Here is a 15123-nt window from a genome sequence, read left to right as displayed (position 1 = left end):
AGAGCGGCGGGCGGTCAATCGCGCGGGACGGCCCGCATCATGAGCGGGTGCTCCGGTGCGCCGATGAAGGACATCTGGCGGCGAATCGGACCGTCGACGGCCAGGTCGAGATCGAAGCGCTGGGCAATGGTGGCCAGCGCGAGCACCACCTCCATGGTGGCGAAACCCTGTGCCATGCAGATTCTTTTGCCCGCGCTGAAGGCGAGCGAGGCCTGCCGGTGGTCGGCGGTCATATTCTCCGGCAGATAGCGAGTCGGATCGAACTCGCTCGGCCGGTCCCAGACGCGCTCGTTGTAGTGCACGCCGTGCAGGCTCACCACCACGGTGGTTCCGGCCTTCACGTGATAGCCCGCAAGCACGTCATCGTATTTGGCGACCCGGGTGAGGCCGATGACCGGCGGATAGATGCGCATGGCCTCGAGGAAGATGGCCCGGCACCACACCAGTTTGTCGACATCGTCGGCGGTCGGGGTGCGACCGGCCAGCACGCCGTCCAACTCCTCGTGCAGTCGCGCCCGCACCTCGGGATGTTCGGCCAGCAGCTTCCACATCCAGGTCAGCGCGGTCGCGGAGGTTTCCATGCCCGCGCCGATGAAAGTCATGAGCTCGTCATGGATTTCGGCATCGCTGTAGCCGTAGCCGGTCTCCGGATCGCGCGATTCCATCAGCAGGGCCAGCAGATTGTCCTTGCGAGCGATGCGGCCGCTGCGATGATCGGCGATCAGCGAGTCGACGGCCTTCTCGATACCGCGCAGTTCCAGCATGATGTGCGGGGCGGACATCCACGTCAGTGCGCGCATGGCGCGAATGGGCAGGCGCGAACCCGCTTGCCGCTCAGGGGTTTCGGTGTGCCGGACCACCCAGGTCGAGAGTTTGCGCAACGGGCGGCTCACGCCCGAGGCGAAGCCGACGCCGAAGAATTTCAGCAGGTTGGTGAGGTTGATCTGGGAGATCGGCCCGGACAGATCGGTGCCGAACATGGTGCGCGCCACCACATCCAACATGAGGCGGTTCATCTCCGCACCGATATCCACCGGCCGACCGGCCGCACTCGCGGTCGCGATGCAGTCCAGGGTATCGCGCGCGGCATCGGTCATCGGACCGGCGAACTGATCGATGGCGCTGCGCGCGAAGATGGGCCGCACCACGCGCTGATTGCGCTGGTAACGCTGCTCATCCATATCGGTGACCAGCCCCTGGCCGAAAGTCACCGCCATCATGTCGTATTCGGCACTCTTGGCGTAGTTGTCCTGATGCGCGACCAGAATATGCCGGGCCAGTTCCGGACTGCGCACCACCACGTATTTCAGCAGTGGCATGCGCGCGATGAGAATATCGTCCTGACCCGGTAATTCGGCGGCGATGTAATGCACGACGGTGCGGTCCCGCCAGCGCGGTATCAGCGCCGCGGCCAACCGCCACGACCGCCCCCACGACACTTCGGTCCGATGCCACCGAAAAGGCGCAGGCAGCCATTTCGGCGGATAAAGCTCGGTGCCGCCCCGGGCAGATGACGTCATTCGCCACCTCTCCACGCTCGAAAGTTCAACTCCCCGAATGGGTTCGGTCGGACACTACCGAACAGTAGCGACCCCCGCAGTGCCCCTGAGCTGGCGTTTAGAAAAGGTTTAGACGATGACCCCAGGTTCTCCCCCACCAAGCAACTGCTCGCTTGGCGTTGGCCTCCCGCGCGAACGTGAATTTCCCATTCCGCAACCGTTCCCAAGTGTTCCCAGCCGTGATCACGGCTTCAGATCGCCTGCGGAAGGGGTTTAGCAGTATTGCGGGAAAGGGGCGAAACGGGGAGTTCGGGCGTTGCTCGGGCTTCCCTTCTTGCTAGTGTCGATCTTGCTTTGTGATGTCCCGGGCGCTGGGTTCGACCTCGGAGAAAAGGACCATCATGGCGCGTTATCTCTATGCTCTGGGCCGGTTTGCCGCACGTCGGCGGTGGTGGGTGCTGGGGATCTGGATCGTTCTGCTGGCTGCCACCGTGACGTTGTCGATTACCGCGGGCGGCAAGCTGAATAACGATTTCACGGTGCCCGGTACCGAATCGCAGGACGTTGTCACCGTGCTCAACGAGAAGCTGCCCGCGCAGGGTGGGGCGTCGACGCAGGTGGTGTTCGCGACACACGGGACCGCGAAGGTGACCGATCCCGATGTCATGGCGGCGATCGCCGGTACCGTCAGCGCGTTCAAGGGCGTTCCGCAGGTCGCGGAGGTCATCGATCCGTACCAGGCGAAAACCATTGCGCCCGACGGGCAGGTGGCATTGAGCGGCGTGCAGTACACCGCGCAGGCCGGGCAAGTGGAGGAAAGCACGCTCGACGCGCTGCAAGCCGCGGCGCGCACGGCCGAACAGGCCGGGGTCGAGGTCGAATACGGCGGTGCGGTTTATCCCGGGCTCGAAATGACCATTCCCGAGAGCCCGGAGATCTTCGGACTGCTCGCGGCTTTCCTCATTCTGCTCATCACCTTCGGTGCGCTGGTGGCGGCCGGACTGCCCATTGTGACCGCGCTGATCGGCGTCGCCATCGGGGTCACCGGTATCACCGCGCTGGCCGCGCTGGTCGATGTGCCGACGGTGGCGACCTCACTGGCGCTCATGCTCGGACTGTCCTGCGGTATCGATTACGCGCTGTTCATCCTGTCCCGGCATCGCAATAACCTGATGCAGCGCATGCCGATCGAGGAATCCATCGGCGTCGCGCTCGGAACTGCGGGCAGCGCAGTCGTTTTCGCGGCCGTGACGGTGATCGTGGCACTGTGCGGGCTGGCGGTCGTCGGCATTCCCTTCCTGACCGTCATGGGCCTGACCGCCGCCGGGGCGGTGCTGATCGCCATGCTGGTGGCGCTCACCCTGCTGCCCGCACTGCTCGGATTCGCCGGGCATACCGTCACCCGATTCCTGCCCACCCCATTGCGGCCCGGCCATAACGAGAAGGTCGCCCGCACCGCCGCGATCGCGCCCAGGTACACCGGCGGCCACGCGTGGGGCCGGTTCGTCACCCGCTTCCGGGTGCCGCTGCTCATCGGTGGCGTCGTCCTGCTGGGCGTCGCGGCCATGCCGGTGGCGACCATGGAATTCGGCCTGCCCAGCGGCGGTTCACTGCCCACCTCCAGTACCGCGCGCCGCGCCTACGATCTCATCAGCCATTCCTTCGGCCCCGGCTACAACGGCCCGCTCATCGCGGTCATCGACACCTCGCACGCGACACCCGATGCGGTGCAGACCATTGCCATGGGCATCCAGGGCGAACTCGATGTCGCCACCGTCGTGCCCGCCGCGCAGGCCAACGACACGGTGCTGCTGCAGATCATTCCGGGCAGCGGGCCGAACGATTCGGAGACCGCGTCACTGGTGCAGGCGATTCGCGATCATCGCGAATCCATCGAGCGCAATACCGGTGCGACCTTCCTGATCGGCGGTGCGACCGCCGCCAATATCGACACCTCACAGCGACTCGGTGACGCGCTGCCGCTATTCCTGGCGGTGGTGGTCGGCTTGGCCATGGTGCTGCTGACACTGGCCTTCCGGACCATTCTGGTGCCGATCACCTCGATCATCGGATTCGTCGGATCGGTGTTCGCCGCCTTGGGAATTCAGGTCGCGGTCTTCCAATGGGGCTGGGGCGCGGACCTCCTCGGCGTGGTACCGGGCGAGACACTGAGCTTCCTGCCGATCATCGTGTTGGCCATTATCTTCGGGCTCTCCAGCGACTATCAGATCTTCGTGGTGTCCCGAATCAAAGAGGAGCACACCGGCACCGGTGACGCCCGCCTGGCGGTGGAGAACGGGGTCGCGCTGTCCGCCCGCGTGGTCACCGCCGCCGCGCTCATCATGTTCGGTGTGTTCGCGGCGTTCATCACAGTGGACAATCCGATTCTCAAACCGCTCGCGTTCACGCTGGCGATCGGTGTGCTGCTGGACGCGTTCGTCGTGCGGCTGACATTGATTCCGGCGGTCATGGCGGTGATCGGCAATCGAATCTGGTACCACCCCAAATGGTTCGACCGGTATGTGCCCGACTTCGACGTCGAGGGGAATCAGCTCGTCACGACCGGGCGCTGAGCGGCGTACCAGGACAGCAGTTCCGGGTCGTCGACGGCACTGGGGTCCACGACCTTCGCCGAATCATGACCCTGGAGTAATCGTTTGAGCGGGACCTCCAGTTTCTTGCCGGTGCGGGTGTGTGGAATGCCCGGCGCGCGGTGGATTTCATCGGGTACGTGTCGCGGCGAGACCCGGGTGCGGATGGTGGCGGTGATGCGCTGCCGCAGTTCGGAAGTCAGCTCCAGATCGTCACGCAGCACCACGAACAAGGGCATCCAATAGCCGCCGTCCGCCAGTTCGATACCGAGCACCAGGGATTCCAGCACCTCCGGGAGCGCTTCGACCGCCTGGTAGATCTCGGCGCTGCCCATTCGGATGCCATTGCGGTTCAACGTGGAATCGGAGCGGCCGTGCACAGTGACGCTGCCGTGCGGGTTGACGGTGATCCAGTCACCGTGCCGCCAGACACCGGGGTAGGTGTCGAAATAGGCGTCCCGGTAGCGGGAGCCGTCCGGGTCATTCCAGAAGCGCAGCGGCATGGACGGCATAGGGGCGGTGATGACGAGCTCACCGACCTCACCAAGGATTCCGGTCCCGGATTCATCCCAAGCCTGCAGGGCCACACCCAGATACGGCGCGGAGAGCTCACCGGGCCAGACGGGGACGGTCGGCACGCCGCCCATGAAGGCGGAGACGATATCGGTGCCGCCGCTGATGGACGAGACCGGGATATCGCCGATGTGATCGCGCAGCCATAGCGAGGAGGTGGCAGGCAGGGCCGCGCCCGTGACGCCGATCTGGCGCAGCTTGCTCAGATCATTGGCGCGTGCGGGTTCCACACCCGCCTTCTCGCAGGACAGGATATATCCGGGGCTCGTCCCCAGCACAGTGGTCCCCGTGCGAGCGGCCAAGTCCCACAGGGCATCCGGCGACCCGTACGCGGGACTGCCGTCGTAGCAGACGATGGTCGCACCGGTCAGCAGTCCGGCGACCTGGAAATTCCACATCATCCAGCTGGGGCTGGTGTACCAGAAGAAGGTGTCGTCCGGTCCGATATCCGATTGCAGGGCAATGGCTTTGAGGTGCTCCAGCAGCACGCCGCCGTGGCCGTGCACGATTCCCTTCGGCTTACCGGTGGTGCCCGAGGAATAGAGCACCCAGAGCGGATGTGCGAAAGAGACGGGAACGGTGTCGATGTCCGTCGCGGACCAGCCTTCGGCGGCCGGATCGACGGTGGCATCGTTCCAGTCGAGCGTGCCCTCGACAGCATGACCGAGCCGGGCGAGCAGGATCGTGCCCCGAAGGCTGGACAGACCCGCACGGAGAGTGGCGATCTCGGCTCGTTTGTCATGCGCTCTGCCGCCGTAGCGATAGCCGTCGGCGGTGATCAGCACGGCCGGTTCGAGCTGGCCCAACCGGTCCAGGGCAGCCTGGGCGGTGTAGTCCTGGCCGCAGGCGCTCCAGACGGCTCCCAAGCTCGCGGTGGCAAGGAAGGCGATCACGGCCTCCGGGATATTGGGCAGATATCCCGCCACCCGATCGCCGGGACGGACACCCAGCTCACGCAGTGTTCGCGCCAGAACAGCTGTGCGGGAGAGCATTTCCGCCCATGACACTGCCCGGTCTGGTGTGCCCTCGCTGAGCGCGAGAATGGCGGGCCGATCGGTGCGCGCCTGACGCAGCACCCGATCGACATAGTTCAGCCGCGTGCCCGGAAACCACTCCGCTCCCGGCATTCTCGATTCGGTGAGAACCGATTCCGGACGGTCCCCGAGGTCGAAGTAATCCCACAGCGCGCCCCAGAAACCGGGGATATCGTCCACGGACCACTGCCACAGCGCGCGGTAGTCCGCGGCCGAGACGCCGCGCTCCCCCGCGAATCTCGTGAAGTCGGTAATCCGCGCGCCAGCAATGGTTTCCGCGTTCGGTATCCACTGCGGCGCGGCCTGCTCGCTCACCGTCATCGCGCGCTCCACCCGCCGTCCATGGTGTAGGTCGCCCCGGTCACCATGCGGGCGGCATCGGAGGCGAGCCACCCCACCAGCGCCGCCACCTCATCCGGCTCCACCAGTCGCTTGATGGCGTTCTCGGTCAACATGATCCGCTCCACCACCTCCTGTTCGGCAATACCGTGCGCGACCGCCTGATCGGCGATCTGGGCGTCCACCAACGGGGTTCGCACATAGCCGGGGCTGACGCAATTGCTGGTGACCCCGTGCGGTCCGCCTTCCAGTGCGGTTGCCTTGGACAGACCCTCCAGCGCGTGCTTGGCGGTGACGTACGCCGACTTGTAGGCCGAGGCCCGAATGCCGTGCACCGACGAGATATTCACGATCCGGCCGAATCCGCGTTCGTACATATGCGGCAGTGCCGCGCGCACCAGCAGGAACGGCGCTTCGACCATGAGCGCCAGCATCATTCGGAACTGCTCGGGCGGGAATTCGGTGATCGGGTGGATGCGCTGCACTCCGGCGTTGTTCACCAGAATGTCCACCTCGAGGCGCAATTCCTCGAGCGCGGTGACATCGAGCAGATCCACCTCCCAGGCGTGACCGCCGATCTCCGCGGCGACCTGTTTCGCGCCCGGGCCGTCGATATCGGCGACGATGACCGTCGCCCCCTGTCCGGCAAGCTCTTTGGCGCAGGCCGCGCCGATCCCGCTCGCACCGCCCGTGACCAGGGCGGTGCGGCCGAGTAGATCGCCTGTCATGCGGGCACCTTCCGATTGCTCTGCGCGGCCAGGCTTTCCGCGTCTGCGAGGTCGATGGCGGCCAGATCAGCGCCATTGGTCTCGCGGGCGAAGAGCACCGCGATGACGGTGACGGCGGCCGCACCGGCGAGATACCAGGCGATCGGCGTCGAGGACTTATAGGTATTGAGCAGTCGCACCGCGATGATCGGCGCGAGCGATCCGGCGACGATCGAAGTCACCTGATAGCCCAGGGAGACACCGGAATACCGCATCCGGGTGGGGAACATCTCGGCCATGATGGCGGGCTGCGCGGCATACATGAAGGCGTGGAAGACCAGGCCGATGATGATCGCGGACAGGATCACGAAGTTGTGCTTGCTGTCCATCATGGGGAAGGCGAAGAAGCCCCAGGTACTCGCCGCGAGCGCGCCGATCAGATAGATCGGGCGGCGGCCGAAACGGTCGCTGAGTCGTCCCGCGAGCGGGATCACCGCGAAATGTACCGCGTGCGCGGCCAACAGCCACCACAGGATGACCTTGGTGTTGGCCCCGACGTGCACCTTCAGATAGGTGATGCTGAACGTGACCACGAGGTAGTACAGGATGTTCTCGCCGAAGCGCAGGCCCATGGCGGTGAAAACCCCACGCGGATAACGCTTGAGCACCTCGACCGCGCTGAACGAGGCCGCCTTCTCCTGTTCGGCCACCTGCTGCGCGGCCAGGAAGATGGGCGCGTCGGTGATCTTGGTGCGTACGTAGTAGCCGATCAGCACCACCACCGCGGACAGCCAGAACGCCACTCGCCAGCCCCAGGACAGGAACGAGGCATCGGACAGGCTCGAGGTCAGGATCAGCAGTACGACCGTCGCGAGCATATTGCCGACCGGCACCGCCGCCTGCGGCCAGGACGCCCAGAACGCGCGGCTCTTGCTCGGACTGTGTTCCGCGACAAGCAGAACCGCGCCGCCCCACTCGCCGCCGACCGCGAAGCCCTGCAGGAAGCGCAGCACCACCAGCAGCGCCGGGGCCAGATAGCCGACCTGCGCGTAGGTGGGCAGACAGCCCATCAGGAAGGTCGTCGCGCCAACCAGCAGCAGGCTCAACTGCAGTAGCTTCTTGCGGCCGTACTTATCGCCGAAGTGCCCGAACACGATTCCGCCGAGCGGGCGCGCCGCGAAGCCCACCGCGTAGGTGATGAACGCCGCCAGAATCGCGTCCAGATCGCTGGTGCCCTTGGCGAAGAACACCTTGTTGAAGACCAGCGTCGCCGCCGTGCCGTAGAGGAAGAATTCGTACCACTCGACGACGGTGCCCGCCATCGAGGCGGCCACCACCCGCCGGAGCCCCGCCAGCGCTGTGCGCGGCTCCGTATCCCGGACGCTCATCGTGCAACTCCTTCACGATCGGGCCGCATCCCCTCATCTGTGACGCGGCCCACAAACCAATCGAGTACTGAGTATTCGTGCACACGTGAGCGGGCGGCAATGGCCAAGTTCGCAACCGGTATCTGCGAAAATGCACATATGAGCGTGACCCCCGCCACTGCCCGGCCCAATCCGGATGACCTGCTGGTTCTGCTGGCGGTGGGCCGCACCGGCCGCTACGTTTCGGCGGCCGATGAGCTGGGGCTGAACCACACCACCATCTCGCGGCGCATCGCCGCACTCGAACACGCGCTCGGCGGACGCGTCCTGATGCGCGGCGCGAGCGGATGGGAATTGACCGATCTGGGCCGAGAAGCCTTGGCGGCGGCCGAAACCGTGGAAGCCGCGGTTCGCTCGCTGGCCTCGGGAGCGGGCGGTGCGCGCGTTCTGGAAGGCGTGGTCCGCATGTCCGCGACCGATGGCTTCAGCGCCTACCTGGCCGCCCCCGCCATCGCGCGCGTGCAGCGTGACCACCCCAAGGTGACGGTCGAGATCATCACCGCCACCCGCCGCGCCTCCCTGCAACGCTCCAGCCTCGATATCGAAGTCGTCGTCGGCAAACCCCAGGTGCGCCGCGCCGAGGCCATCCCCCTGGGCGACTACACCCTCGCCCTTTATGCCTCCGAGTCCTACCTCGCCACCCACGACTCGCCCGCCTCGGTCGCGGACCTGTCCCGCCACCCCCTCGTCTATTTCATCGACTCCATGCTCCAGGTCGACGATCTCGATCTGGCTCCCATGCTCTTCGCCCCCACCATGCGCGAATCCATCTCCTCCACCAACGTTTTCGTCCACGTCGAAGCCACCCGAGCCGCCGCGGGCATCGGACTACTCCCCTGCTTCATGGCCGACCGCCACCCCGACCTCATCCGAGTCCTCCCCGACGAGGTGGCCGTCCGCCTCACCTACTGGCTCGTCACCCGAGCCGAAACCCTCCGCCGCCCCGAAGTGGCCGCCATCGTCCGCGCCCTGCGCACCCAGGTCCTGGCCGACCGCGAAGCCCTGCTCGGCGGGCATCCGGGAGCCGATGAGCAACTCGACTGAATTTGCCCTCTCGCCCGGCGCGCCGGTAGGTTCCTGGACGCTGAAAGAAGGGTGGGGACATGGCAATTCGCCGTTTGCTCGACAACACATATCGCACGGCTGTCATCGGGGCGGTGCAACTGGCCGTCGTCGCCGGAGCCGCTGCCGTCACCGCGCACGCGGACACCGGTCAATTGACGACGTGGTGCAATCTGCAACTGGGTCAGACCAAGGACGAGGTCCTGGCCGCGATGGGAACCCCGAACGGCAATCGCGCGGATTCGGTCGCGGAATTGTGGACCGACATGGATCCGAATTCGACCAGCGTCGAATGGGATACCTCCGGTGCGATCCTGCTGGCGGGATTCAACCGGCATGACAGCACCGTGCATCTGCTGGCGTACGACGCCAAATACGGCGTGGGTCCGATCGGCGCGAAGGGCATCAGCTGCGAACCCTTCCGCAACGACAACTCCTGACCTTCGGGAGGGCAATGGGTTCGGCGCGTCTCGCCTGGCCGACCGAGGTCGGCTAGGCGAGGGACCGGGCGGTTCCGGAGGCCGCGGAGTGCTCGATCGCGGCGAGTAGCCGGTGGTGGCGCAGGGCGGTGCCGAAGTTCGGATACGGTTGCCGCTCTTCGGCTATGGCCAGGGCGACCTCTCGGTAGAGGGCCGCGATATTGGCCGGTGGGCCGGACTCGATGGCCGGCGGAGCGGTGCGATAGGTGTCCGGGACGGCCATGCGTTCGTCTCCGATGCGGATATCCCAGTCGCCCCAGTGAATGAAGGTGCCCGGATCGGCGGGGGTGGCGATCAACGTCGCTTCGCTGCCTACGAGTTCGAGGCGGAACCCACCCTGGGCGTCGCCGTTGCCGCCGTGCACGGCGATGGAGGCGGTGCCGCCGTTCGCCAGAAGTCCGTGCAGCAGAACGTGACTGGGCGTGCTGTTGGGTGCCGTGCGTTGCGTTCCGGTGATCAGCACATGGTCATGGGTGCGCGGTAGACGCGCGGAGACCTCGGTCAGTGGACCCGCGACTCGTTCGAGTCCGGCCAGGAAATGACCGGCCATGATGGTCAGGATGGTGGTGCCCTGCGCCGGATCGAGAGCGAATTCCAGGTCCGGCCAGATACGATTGCCGCCGAAAGGCGCTCCCGCAGCGGTCAATACGACCGATTCGAGCGTGCCGATGCGGTCGGCGGCCACCAGGTCCGCGACGAAGCGGGCGCTCGGGGAGTGATGACCCTGCAGAACGACGGCGTGGATGACACCGGCTTCGGTTGCGACCGCGGTCAACTCGGCCGCTTCTTCGGCATCGACGCCCAGCGGCCATTCGGACACAACATGTTTCCCCGCATCGAGTGCCGCGCGGATCTCGGCGGCATGGCCGGCGGCCTTCACCGACACCACGACCAGATCGACCTCCGGGTGCGTGACGAGTTCACCCGCATTCGAAAAAGCTTGCCGCACAACGCGAGCGGCCGCGAACCTGTCCGCGCTGGCCTGTTTGGTGGTCGCGACCGCCGTCACCTCGAACTCCTCGAGCGCCGCCAGCGCGGGCAGGTGGGAACTGTCCGCCCAGCCGCTGGCCCCGACCACTCCAACTCGAATCATCTACGCACGACCCGGTTACCCTCGCCGCCCTGATCCACACCATCTCCGACGGCATTGCGGTCCAGGCCGCCGCCGGGCGCTCGCGCGCCGAATTGCGCAGAATCGCAGACTCGGCGCTCCACGACATCCTGGACCACAGCGCCTGAATCTATTTGCACCGGTGCATGACTCAGCGTCGGCACGTCAAGCCTGCGCGGCGTGGGTCACTCCTCCGGGCCGAGTTCGACGACGGTACCGGGGTGGGCGAGGGAGGCGACGGTAATGCGGCCACCCTTCGCCTGGTCGATGAGCTGACCCTGCCAGGCGACGAGGCAGGAAGCGGCCTCGCTGTTGTAGGCGCGGTCCAGGATCGGGGCCAGGGTTCGGGCGAGGTCACCCTCGGCCGCGATGAGCTGGGCGCGGTAGGGGCCGTAGTAGGGCAGGATCGCCTGTAGCACAACCGCTTCCACAGCCTGCACCTGCGCGATGACGGGATCGATGAGCGGCTGGTTCTGCGTGATGATTGGTGCGATCTCTGCCAGGACCGGCCCCGCCAGGCGCAGGATCGGCTGGTAAACCGAGCCCAGCGCGAAAGCCTCAGAGGAGAACGGGCCCGCCAACGGCGCGAGGCCGATAAGGGACGCGAGACCGCCCTGCTGCTTCGGTGCGGGCCAACCAATCGGGCAGGCGGGCTGGGAGTCGACCGGCGCGGCGGCGAACGGGTTATCCGCGGCGAGGGGCACCGAACCGTTCGGAGAAGTACCGGGACTCAACGGCACGGAACCGTTCGGAGCGGTACCCGGGCTCAACGGCACCGACGCGTTCGGGGAAGCGCCGGGGCTCAACGGAACTGCCGCGCTCGGAGCGCCGCCCTGTCCCAGCGGCACGGCGGCACTCGGGGAACCGCCCTGGCCGAGAGGCACGGCGGCGCTCGGCCCGGCACCCGGAGCTCCACCCTGACCGATCGGGACGGCCGCGCCGGGAGCGCCACCCGAACCGAGGGGCACAGCGCCTTGGGGGGCGGCACCGGCGGGAGCAATTCCGCCGGCATCGGGGCCGGCCGCCGGAGCACCAGCCAGCGGCGCGGGTGCCACCTCCACATTGCCCGGGGCCGTCGAAGTGGTGGCAGCCTGCTGCTGCGGCGCGGCCACCGCGGCGGGGGCTGGATCATTGTCCCGAACAATCAAAGTCGTTGCGGCAGCAGCACTACCGACCACGGTGAGCGCCGCGATCGCGCGGATGGCGGCGACCACGGCCGGACGCCTGGTCTTTTCGGCGGAGGTCATCGACCCGTACTCCCTGTGCTAGTGGTGGGGCCACCCGGCGCGGCACCGGGCGTACTCGTGGTGTGGGCGCTCGGCGTCGCACCGGATGTGCTTGTCGTGGGGACGCCCGGGGCGACAGTGGAACTCATCGCGGGGCATTCGATGCGCCGGGCGCGCTCGTGGCGGGGGTGCCGGGTGCGGCGGCCGGGGCGTTCGGAGCCGGGGCGGCACCGGGTTCGAAGGTGCCCTGGAGGTGCCAGACGCCGGTGAAGCCGTTGAACGGGCCGCCTACGATGAGGCTGGTCCATTGCAGGGCGAAGGCCCTGGTTTTGGGGTCGTAGGTGCCGGTGGCCGACGGGCCTTGGGCGGCACTGGAACTGGGGCGGTCGAACCAGCGCTGGGCTACCCAGTCCCAGGCGCGCTGGACCTGTTCGGCTCCGGCGACCTGCGGGCCCTGCTTCTCCGGGGGTTTGGGTGCGCCCTGGTTGAATTCCTGATCGTTCCAGGAGGCGGCCCAGGAGGAAAGGTCGGCGGTGAGCTTGCCGTTGTCGTTGGTCACGGTCGGCGGGGGGACGCGGCGCTGGGTTTGCGGGTCGAGGGCGTTGGTGGAGATGCCGAATTCGACGGCGAAGAACTTGGTCGGCTTGGTGATCGAGGCCGAGAGCGAATTGCCCTGGGCGAAACCGGGTTCGGGCTCGCTCTGGTAGCCGCCGACCTGGAGGCCGCCTGCGGTGCCCGGTTCCAACAGTGTGGTGGAACCGCCCTGGGCGGGGGAATCACCATTGGGCATGTAGGGGCCATTCTCGGGCGTACCGCCCGGCTGCACCATGCGGAACCAGGTGCCGGTCACCGAATCGCCGTTCACCGCACCGGCGGTGAAGCGCAGCAGACCGGTGAGCTGTTCCGGCGCACTGGCGGGCTGCGCGGAATCGTCACTGCCGCAACCCGTCACCAGCAGCGCTGTCACCGCGAGCAGGCCCGCGAACGCGCGGGTGGTTGTTCCGAACACCCTCATGCCGAGGTACCTCCTGTGGAATCGGCGCGGCGGGAACCGGGCCCGCGCAGCCCCGCCGCGGCGAGTCCGAGCGCGAGCACTCCGGGAATCACGAATCCCCAGCCGAGCGCACGGAATGCCGTGACACCGAGCGGTTTGGTCGAATCATTCAGCGCGACAACGGCATCGAAATTCTCGACATTGTCGTTCAGCACACCGACCAGCCCCGCGAACCGGGCCGTCATCGGCTGCCAGCGCGCCTCCAACTCCTTGACGCCGGTCAGATCGGCTTCCGGATGCGCGGCGCGCACCGCGCCGACATAGCGGCTGTTCAGCTCACCGTCGGCCGCCACGAGCGTGACGAAATAGCCCTGCACCGTGCGCACTTCGGCATGGGTAAGAATCGGCCGGAAGTCATTGATTAAGGGCTGCGCCGCCGGTGCGGCCTGAAATAGCCCACCGGTCAACGGCACCACCAGGAGACCGAGCCCGGCCAGGGCCGCCACCGAATTCCAGAACACACCCCGCCGACCGTCGCGCACCGCCCGCAAGCCGAACCCGCCCGCGGCGATCAACAGCACACCGGGCAGGGCGAGCAGCCACGGCAAAACCCCGAAAGGCGTTGTATCGGAGAGCTTTTCGTAGTTGTCACGGTTGGCATCGATACGGTCGACCATGCCGGAGATGTCGGCCCGAATCGCCGGGTAATCCTGGACGAACTTGTCGACCCGCTCGAAACTCCCCGGTTGTGCGCCATTGGATTGCAGCGCAATCACATTCGCTCGCGCCCGATCCAGCACGCCGAGATCATCCCGATAGTTCTGGATGCTCGCCGCGGTGATCTGCGGCCGGAATGCGTCGATCATGGCCTCGCCCTTGATCGCTCGCGGGAACATACCGGTGACCAGCGGAGCCGCCACCAGCAGTATCCCGAGCACGATCAACGCGATGAACGGCCAGCGTGCCGCCACCCGCTCGGGTGCGCGCTCGATATGCGAGACGTAATCGGAGTACGCGGGCAGGCCGGACACGGGCGGTGCCGTCGTCATCCTCGGTCACGAACCCGCGCGAGGCGGCCCGCACCGAAGAACGCGCCGACACCGACGACGGCGGCCACGACGAGCGCCGGAATCAGCAATGCGTTGCGCTTGTCCTGCTTGATCTCCACGGACTGGGCGACCGGCGCGGGATCTGCCTGCGCGGTGGGGTGATCGGTCGCCGGTACGGTCGTCGCCACCGGTGCGACCTGCTCGGCGACGGGGGCGACCGGAGCCGGAGCGGCGGGCGCGGGAGCCGAGGCGGCGGGTGCCGCCGGAGCCGCCGGTGCGGCGATCGGAGCCGCCGCCGGTGCGGCCTGCGGCAGACTGCCACGATACTGTCCGGCCAAATGCCACAGCCCGGTGAAATTATTGAACGGCCCCCCGACAATCTGGCTCGTCCATTCGATGACGAAATTGCCTGCGCCGTCAATACTTCCACTGATCGAACTGGTCTTGCCGGGCAATCCGCCGCCGGGCTTCGGCGATCCCTGATTGAACACCTGGTTGTTCCAGGTGACACCGAGACTGCTCAAATCACCGGACAAACGGCCGCCATCGCTGAATATCTGCGGTAGTGAAGTGCCCGAACCCGTTTGCGGGTCAGTCGGATTGGTGGCGGTCGCGAAATCGACGCCGTAGAACCGCACCGGCGTGGTCACCCGCCCCGACTGCGCATTACCCGCACCGTCGAACGCGGCCGCGGGCTGCGGCTGATACGTGCCGCTCACGAGTCCGCCATCGGTGCCCGCCGACAGCGGAGTCACCGTCTGATCGCTGCATCGGGAATCGCTGTTCTGCAGGTAGGGGCCGCTCGCATCACCGGTGGGCAGGATCATCCGGAAGAAACTCCCGGTCACCACCCCGTTCGCGCACACGCCCGGCGACAGGGCGAGCAAACCGTTGAGCGGCACCGGCTCGGCATGCGCGGCGGGCGCGGCCAGCGCGGTGAGCCCTGCGACGGCCAGTCCGGCGGCGACGCGATACGAATTCCGACCCATAACGTATTCCCTCGATTGATTCGGTGCTGATCAACTCCAAGAT

Annotated in this window: 12 protein-coding genes; 3 read left to right on the top strand and 9 right to left on the bottom strand. The window is 66.8% G+C overall.

Annotated features, from left to right (window positions below; all coding sequences use genetic code 11):
• Positions 1 to 14: 14 nt before the first annotated feature.
• On the bottom strand, positions 15 to 1520 hold the full coding sequence (locus ACFC0O_RS37830) for a cytochrome P450 (RefSeq protein WP_375966818.1): 1506 nt from the start codon (positions 1518 to 1520) through the stop codon (positions 15 to 17).
• Positions 1521 to 1900: 380 nt separating this feature from the next.
• Here ACFC0O_RS37830 and ACFC0O_RS37825 point away from each other — a divergent pair, with 380 nt between their 5' ends.
• Positions 1901 to 4072, top strand: coding sequence for an MMPL family transporter (locus tag ACFC0O_RS37825; RefSeq protein ID WP_375966817.1), 2172 nt, complete (start codon positions 1901 to 1903; stop codon positions 4070 to 4072).
• Here the strand turns inward: ACFC0O_RS37825 and ACFC0O_RS37820 are convergent.
• The 3 genes from ACFC0O_RS37820 to ACFC0O_RS37810 are packed head-to-tail and all read right to left on the bottom strand — an operon-like array spanning position 4048 to position 8131.
• Positions 4048 to 6018, bottom strand: a complete 1971-nt coding sequence (locus tag ACFC0O_RS37820; protein ID WP_375966816.1) for an acetoacetate--CoA ligase — start codon at positions 6016 to 6018, stop codon at positions 4048 to 4050. The two genes, ACFC0O_RS37825 and ACFC0O_RS37820, sit on opposite strands and share 25 nt — an antisense overlap.
• Positions 6015 to 6764 carry a 3-hydroxybutyrate dehydrogenase gene (locus ACFC0O_RS37815; RefSeq protein WP_375966815.1) on the bottom strand — a complete coding sequence of 250 codons (750 nt, stop codon included), beginning with the start codon at positions 6762 to 6764 and terminating at the stop codon, positions 6015 to 6017. The genes ACFC0O_RS37820 and ACFC0O_RS37815 overlap by 4 nt, the downstream gene beginning before the upstream one ends.
• The gene (locus ACFC0O_RS37810) at positions 6761 to 8131 is read right to left on the bottom strand and encodes an MFS transporter (RefSeq protein WP_375966813.1); all 1371 of its coding nucleotides are present in this window, start codon (positions 8129 to 8131) and stop codon (positions 6761 to 6763) included. Before ACFC0O_RS37810 ends, ACFC0O_RS37815 begins: the two co-directional genes overlap by 4 nt.
• Positions 8132 to 8269: 138 nt before the next feature.
• Here ACFC0O_RS37810 and ACFC0O_RS37805 point away from each other — a divergent pair, with 138 nt between their 5' ends.
• Positions 8270 to 9214 carry a LysR family transcriptional regulator gene (locus ACFC0O_RS37805; RefSeq protein ID WP_375966812.1) on the top strand — a complete coding sequence of 315 codons (945 nt, stop codon included), beginning with the start codon at positions 8270 to 8272 and terminating at the stop codon, positions 9212 to 9214.
• A 59-nt stretch (positions 9215 to 9273) separates the two neighbouring features.
• The gene (locus tag ACFC0O_RS37800; protein ID WP_375966811.1) at positions 9274 to 9672 is read left to right on the top strand and encodes a hypothetical protein; all 399 of its coding nucleotides are present in this window, start codon (positions 9274 to 9276) and stop codon (positions 9670 to 9672) included.
• Positions 9673 to 9724: 52 nt separating this feature from the next.
• Here ACFC0O_RS37800 and ACFC0O_RS37795 read toward each other — a convergent pair whose 3' ends face one another.
• The 5 genes from ACFC0O_RS37795 to ACFC0O_RS37775 form a co-directional block, all read right to left on the bottom strand.
• Positions 9725 to 10804, bottom strand: coding sequence for a Gfo/Idh/MocA family oxidoreductase (locus ACFC0O_RS37795; RefSeq protein WP_375966810.1), 1080 nt, complete (start codon positions 10802 to 10804; stop codon positions 9725 to 9727).
• Positions 10805 to 11007: 203 nt separating this feature from the next.
• The gene (locus ACFC0O_RS37790; RefSeq protein ID WP_375966808.1) at positions 11008 to 12069 is read right to left on the bottom strand and encodes a hypothetical protein; all 1062 of its coding nucleotides are present in this window, start codon (positions 12067 to 12069) and stop codon (positions 11008 to 11010) included.
• A 124-nt stretch (positions 12070 to 12193) separates the two neighbouring features.
• On the bottom strand, positions 12194 to 13063 hold the full coding sequence (locus ACFC0O_RS37785) for a hypothetical protein (protein ID WP_375966806.1): 870 nt from the start codon (positions 13061 to 13063) through the stop codon (positions 12194 to 12196).
• Positions 13060 to 14091, bottom strand: coding sequence for a hypothetical protein (locus ACFC0O_RS37780; RefSeq protein ID WP_375966805.1), 1032 nt, complete (start codon positions 14089 to 14091; stop codon positions 13060 to 13062). Before ACFC0O_RS37780 ends, ACFC0O_RS37785 begins: the two co-directional genes overlap by 4 nt.
• Positions 14088 to 15080, bottom strand: coding sequence for a hypothetical protein (locus ACFC0O_RS37775; RefSeq protein ID WP_375966803.1), 993 nt, complete (start codon positions 15078 to 15080; stop codon positions 14088 to 14090). Before ACFC0O_RS37775 ends, ACFC0O_RS37780 begins: the two co-directional genes overlap by 4 nt.
• Between the last annotated feature and the right edge of the window lie 43 nt (positions 15081 to 15123).

It is taken from the genome of Nocardia sp. NPDC056100 (assembly GCF_042266325.1).
In the GTDB taxonomy this organism is placed as follows: domain Bacteria; phylum Actinomycetota; class Actinomycetes; order Mycobacteriales; family Mycobacteriaceae; genus Nocardia.
Note: the sequence above shows the minus strand (reverse complement) of the source record. Positions and strands in the feature narration are given on the sequence as shown.

Coding starts and splice junctions, on each gene's coding strand:
- ACFC0O_RS37830 (WP_375966818.1), bottom strand. CDS start 1,520: ATGACGTCATCTGCCCGGGGCGGCACCGAGCTTTATCCGCCGAAATGG.
- ACFC0O_RS37825 (WP_375966817.1), top strand. CDS start 1,901: ATGGCGCGTTATCTCTATGCTCTGGGCCGGTTTGCCGCACGTCGGCGG.
- ACFC0O_RS37820 (WP_375966816.1), bottom strand. CDS start 6,018: ATGACGGTGAGCGAGCAGGCCGCGCCGCAGTGGATACCGAACGCGGAA.
- ACFC0O_RS37815 (WP_375966815.1), bottom strand. CDS start 6,764: ATGACAGGCGATCTACTCGGCCGCACCGCCCTGGTCACGGGCGGTGCG.
- ACFC0O_RS37810 (WP_375966813.1), bottom strand. CDS start 8,131: ATGAGCGTCCGGGATACGGAGCCGCGCACAGCGCTGGCGGGGCTCCGG.
- ACFC0O_RS37805 (WP_375966812.1), top strand. CDS start 8,270: ATGAGCGTGACCCCCGCCACTGCCCGGCCCAATCCGGATGACCTGCTG.
- ACFC0O_RS37800 (WP_375966811.1), top strand. CDS start 9,274: ATGGCAATTCGCCGTTTGCTCGACAACACATATCGCACGGCTGTCATC.
- ACFC0O_RS37795 (WP_375966810.1), bottom strand. CDS start 10,804: ATGATTCGAGTTGGAGTGGTCGGGGCCAGCGGCTGGGCGGACAGTTCC.
- ACFC0O_RS37790 (WP_375966808.1), bottom strand. CDS start 12,069: ATGACCTCCGCCGAAAAGACCAGGCGTCCGGCCGTGGTCGCCGCCATC.
- ACFC0O_RS37785 (WP_375966806.1), bottom strand. CDS start 13,063: ATGAGGGTGTTCGGAACAACCACCCGCGCGTTCGCGGGCCTGCTCGCG.
- ACFC0O_RS37780 (WP_375966805.1), bottom strand. CDS start 14,091: ATGACGACGGCACCGCCCGTGTCCGGCCTGCCCGCGTACTCCGATTAC.
- ACFC0O_RS37775 (WP_375966803.1), bottom strand. CDS start 15,080: ATGGGTCGGAATTCGTATCGCGTCGCCGCCGGACTGGCCGTCGCAGGG.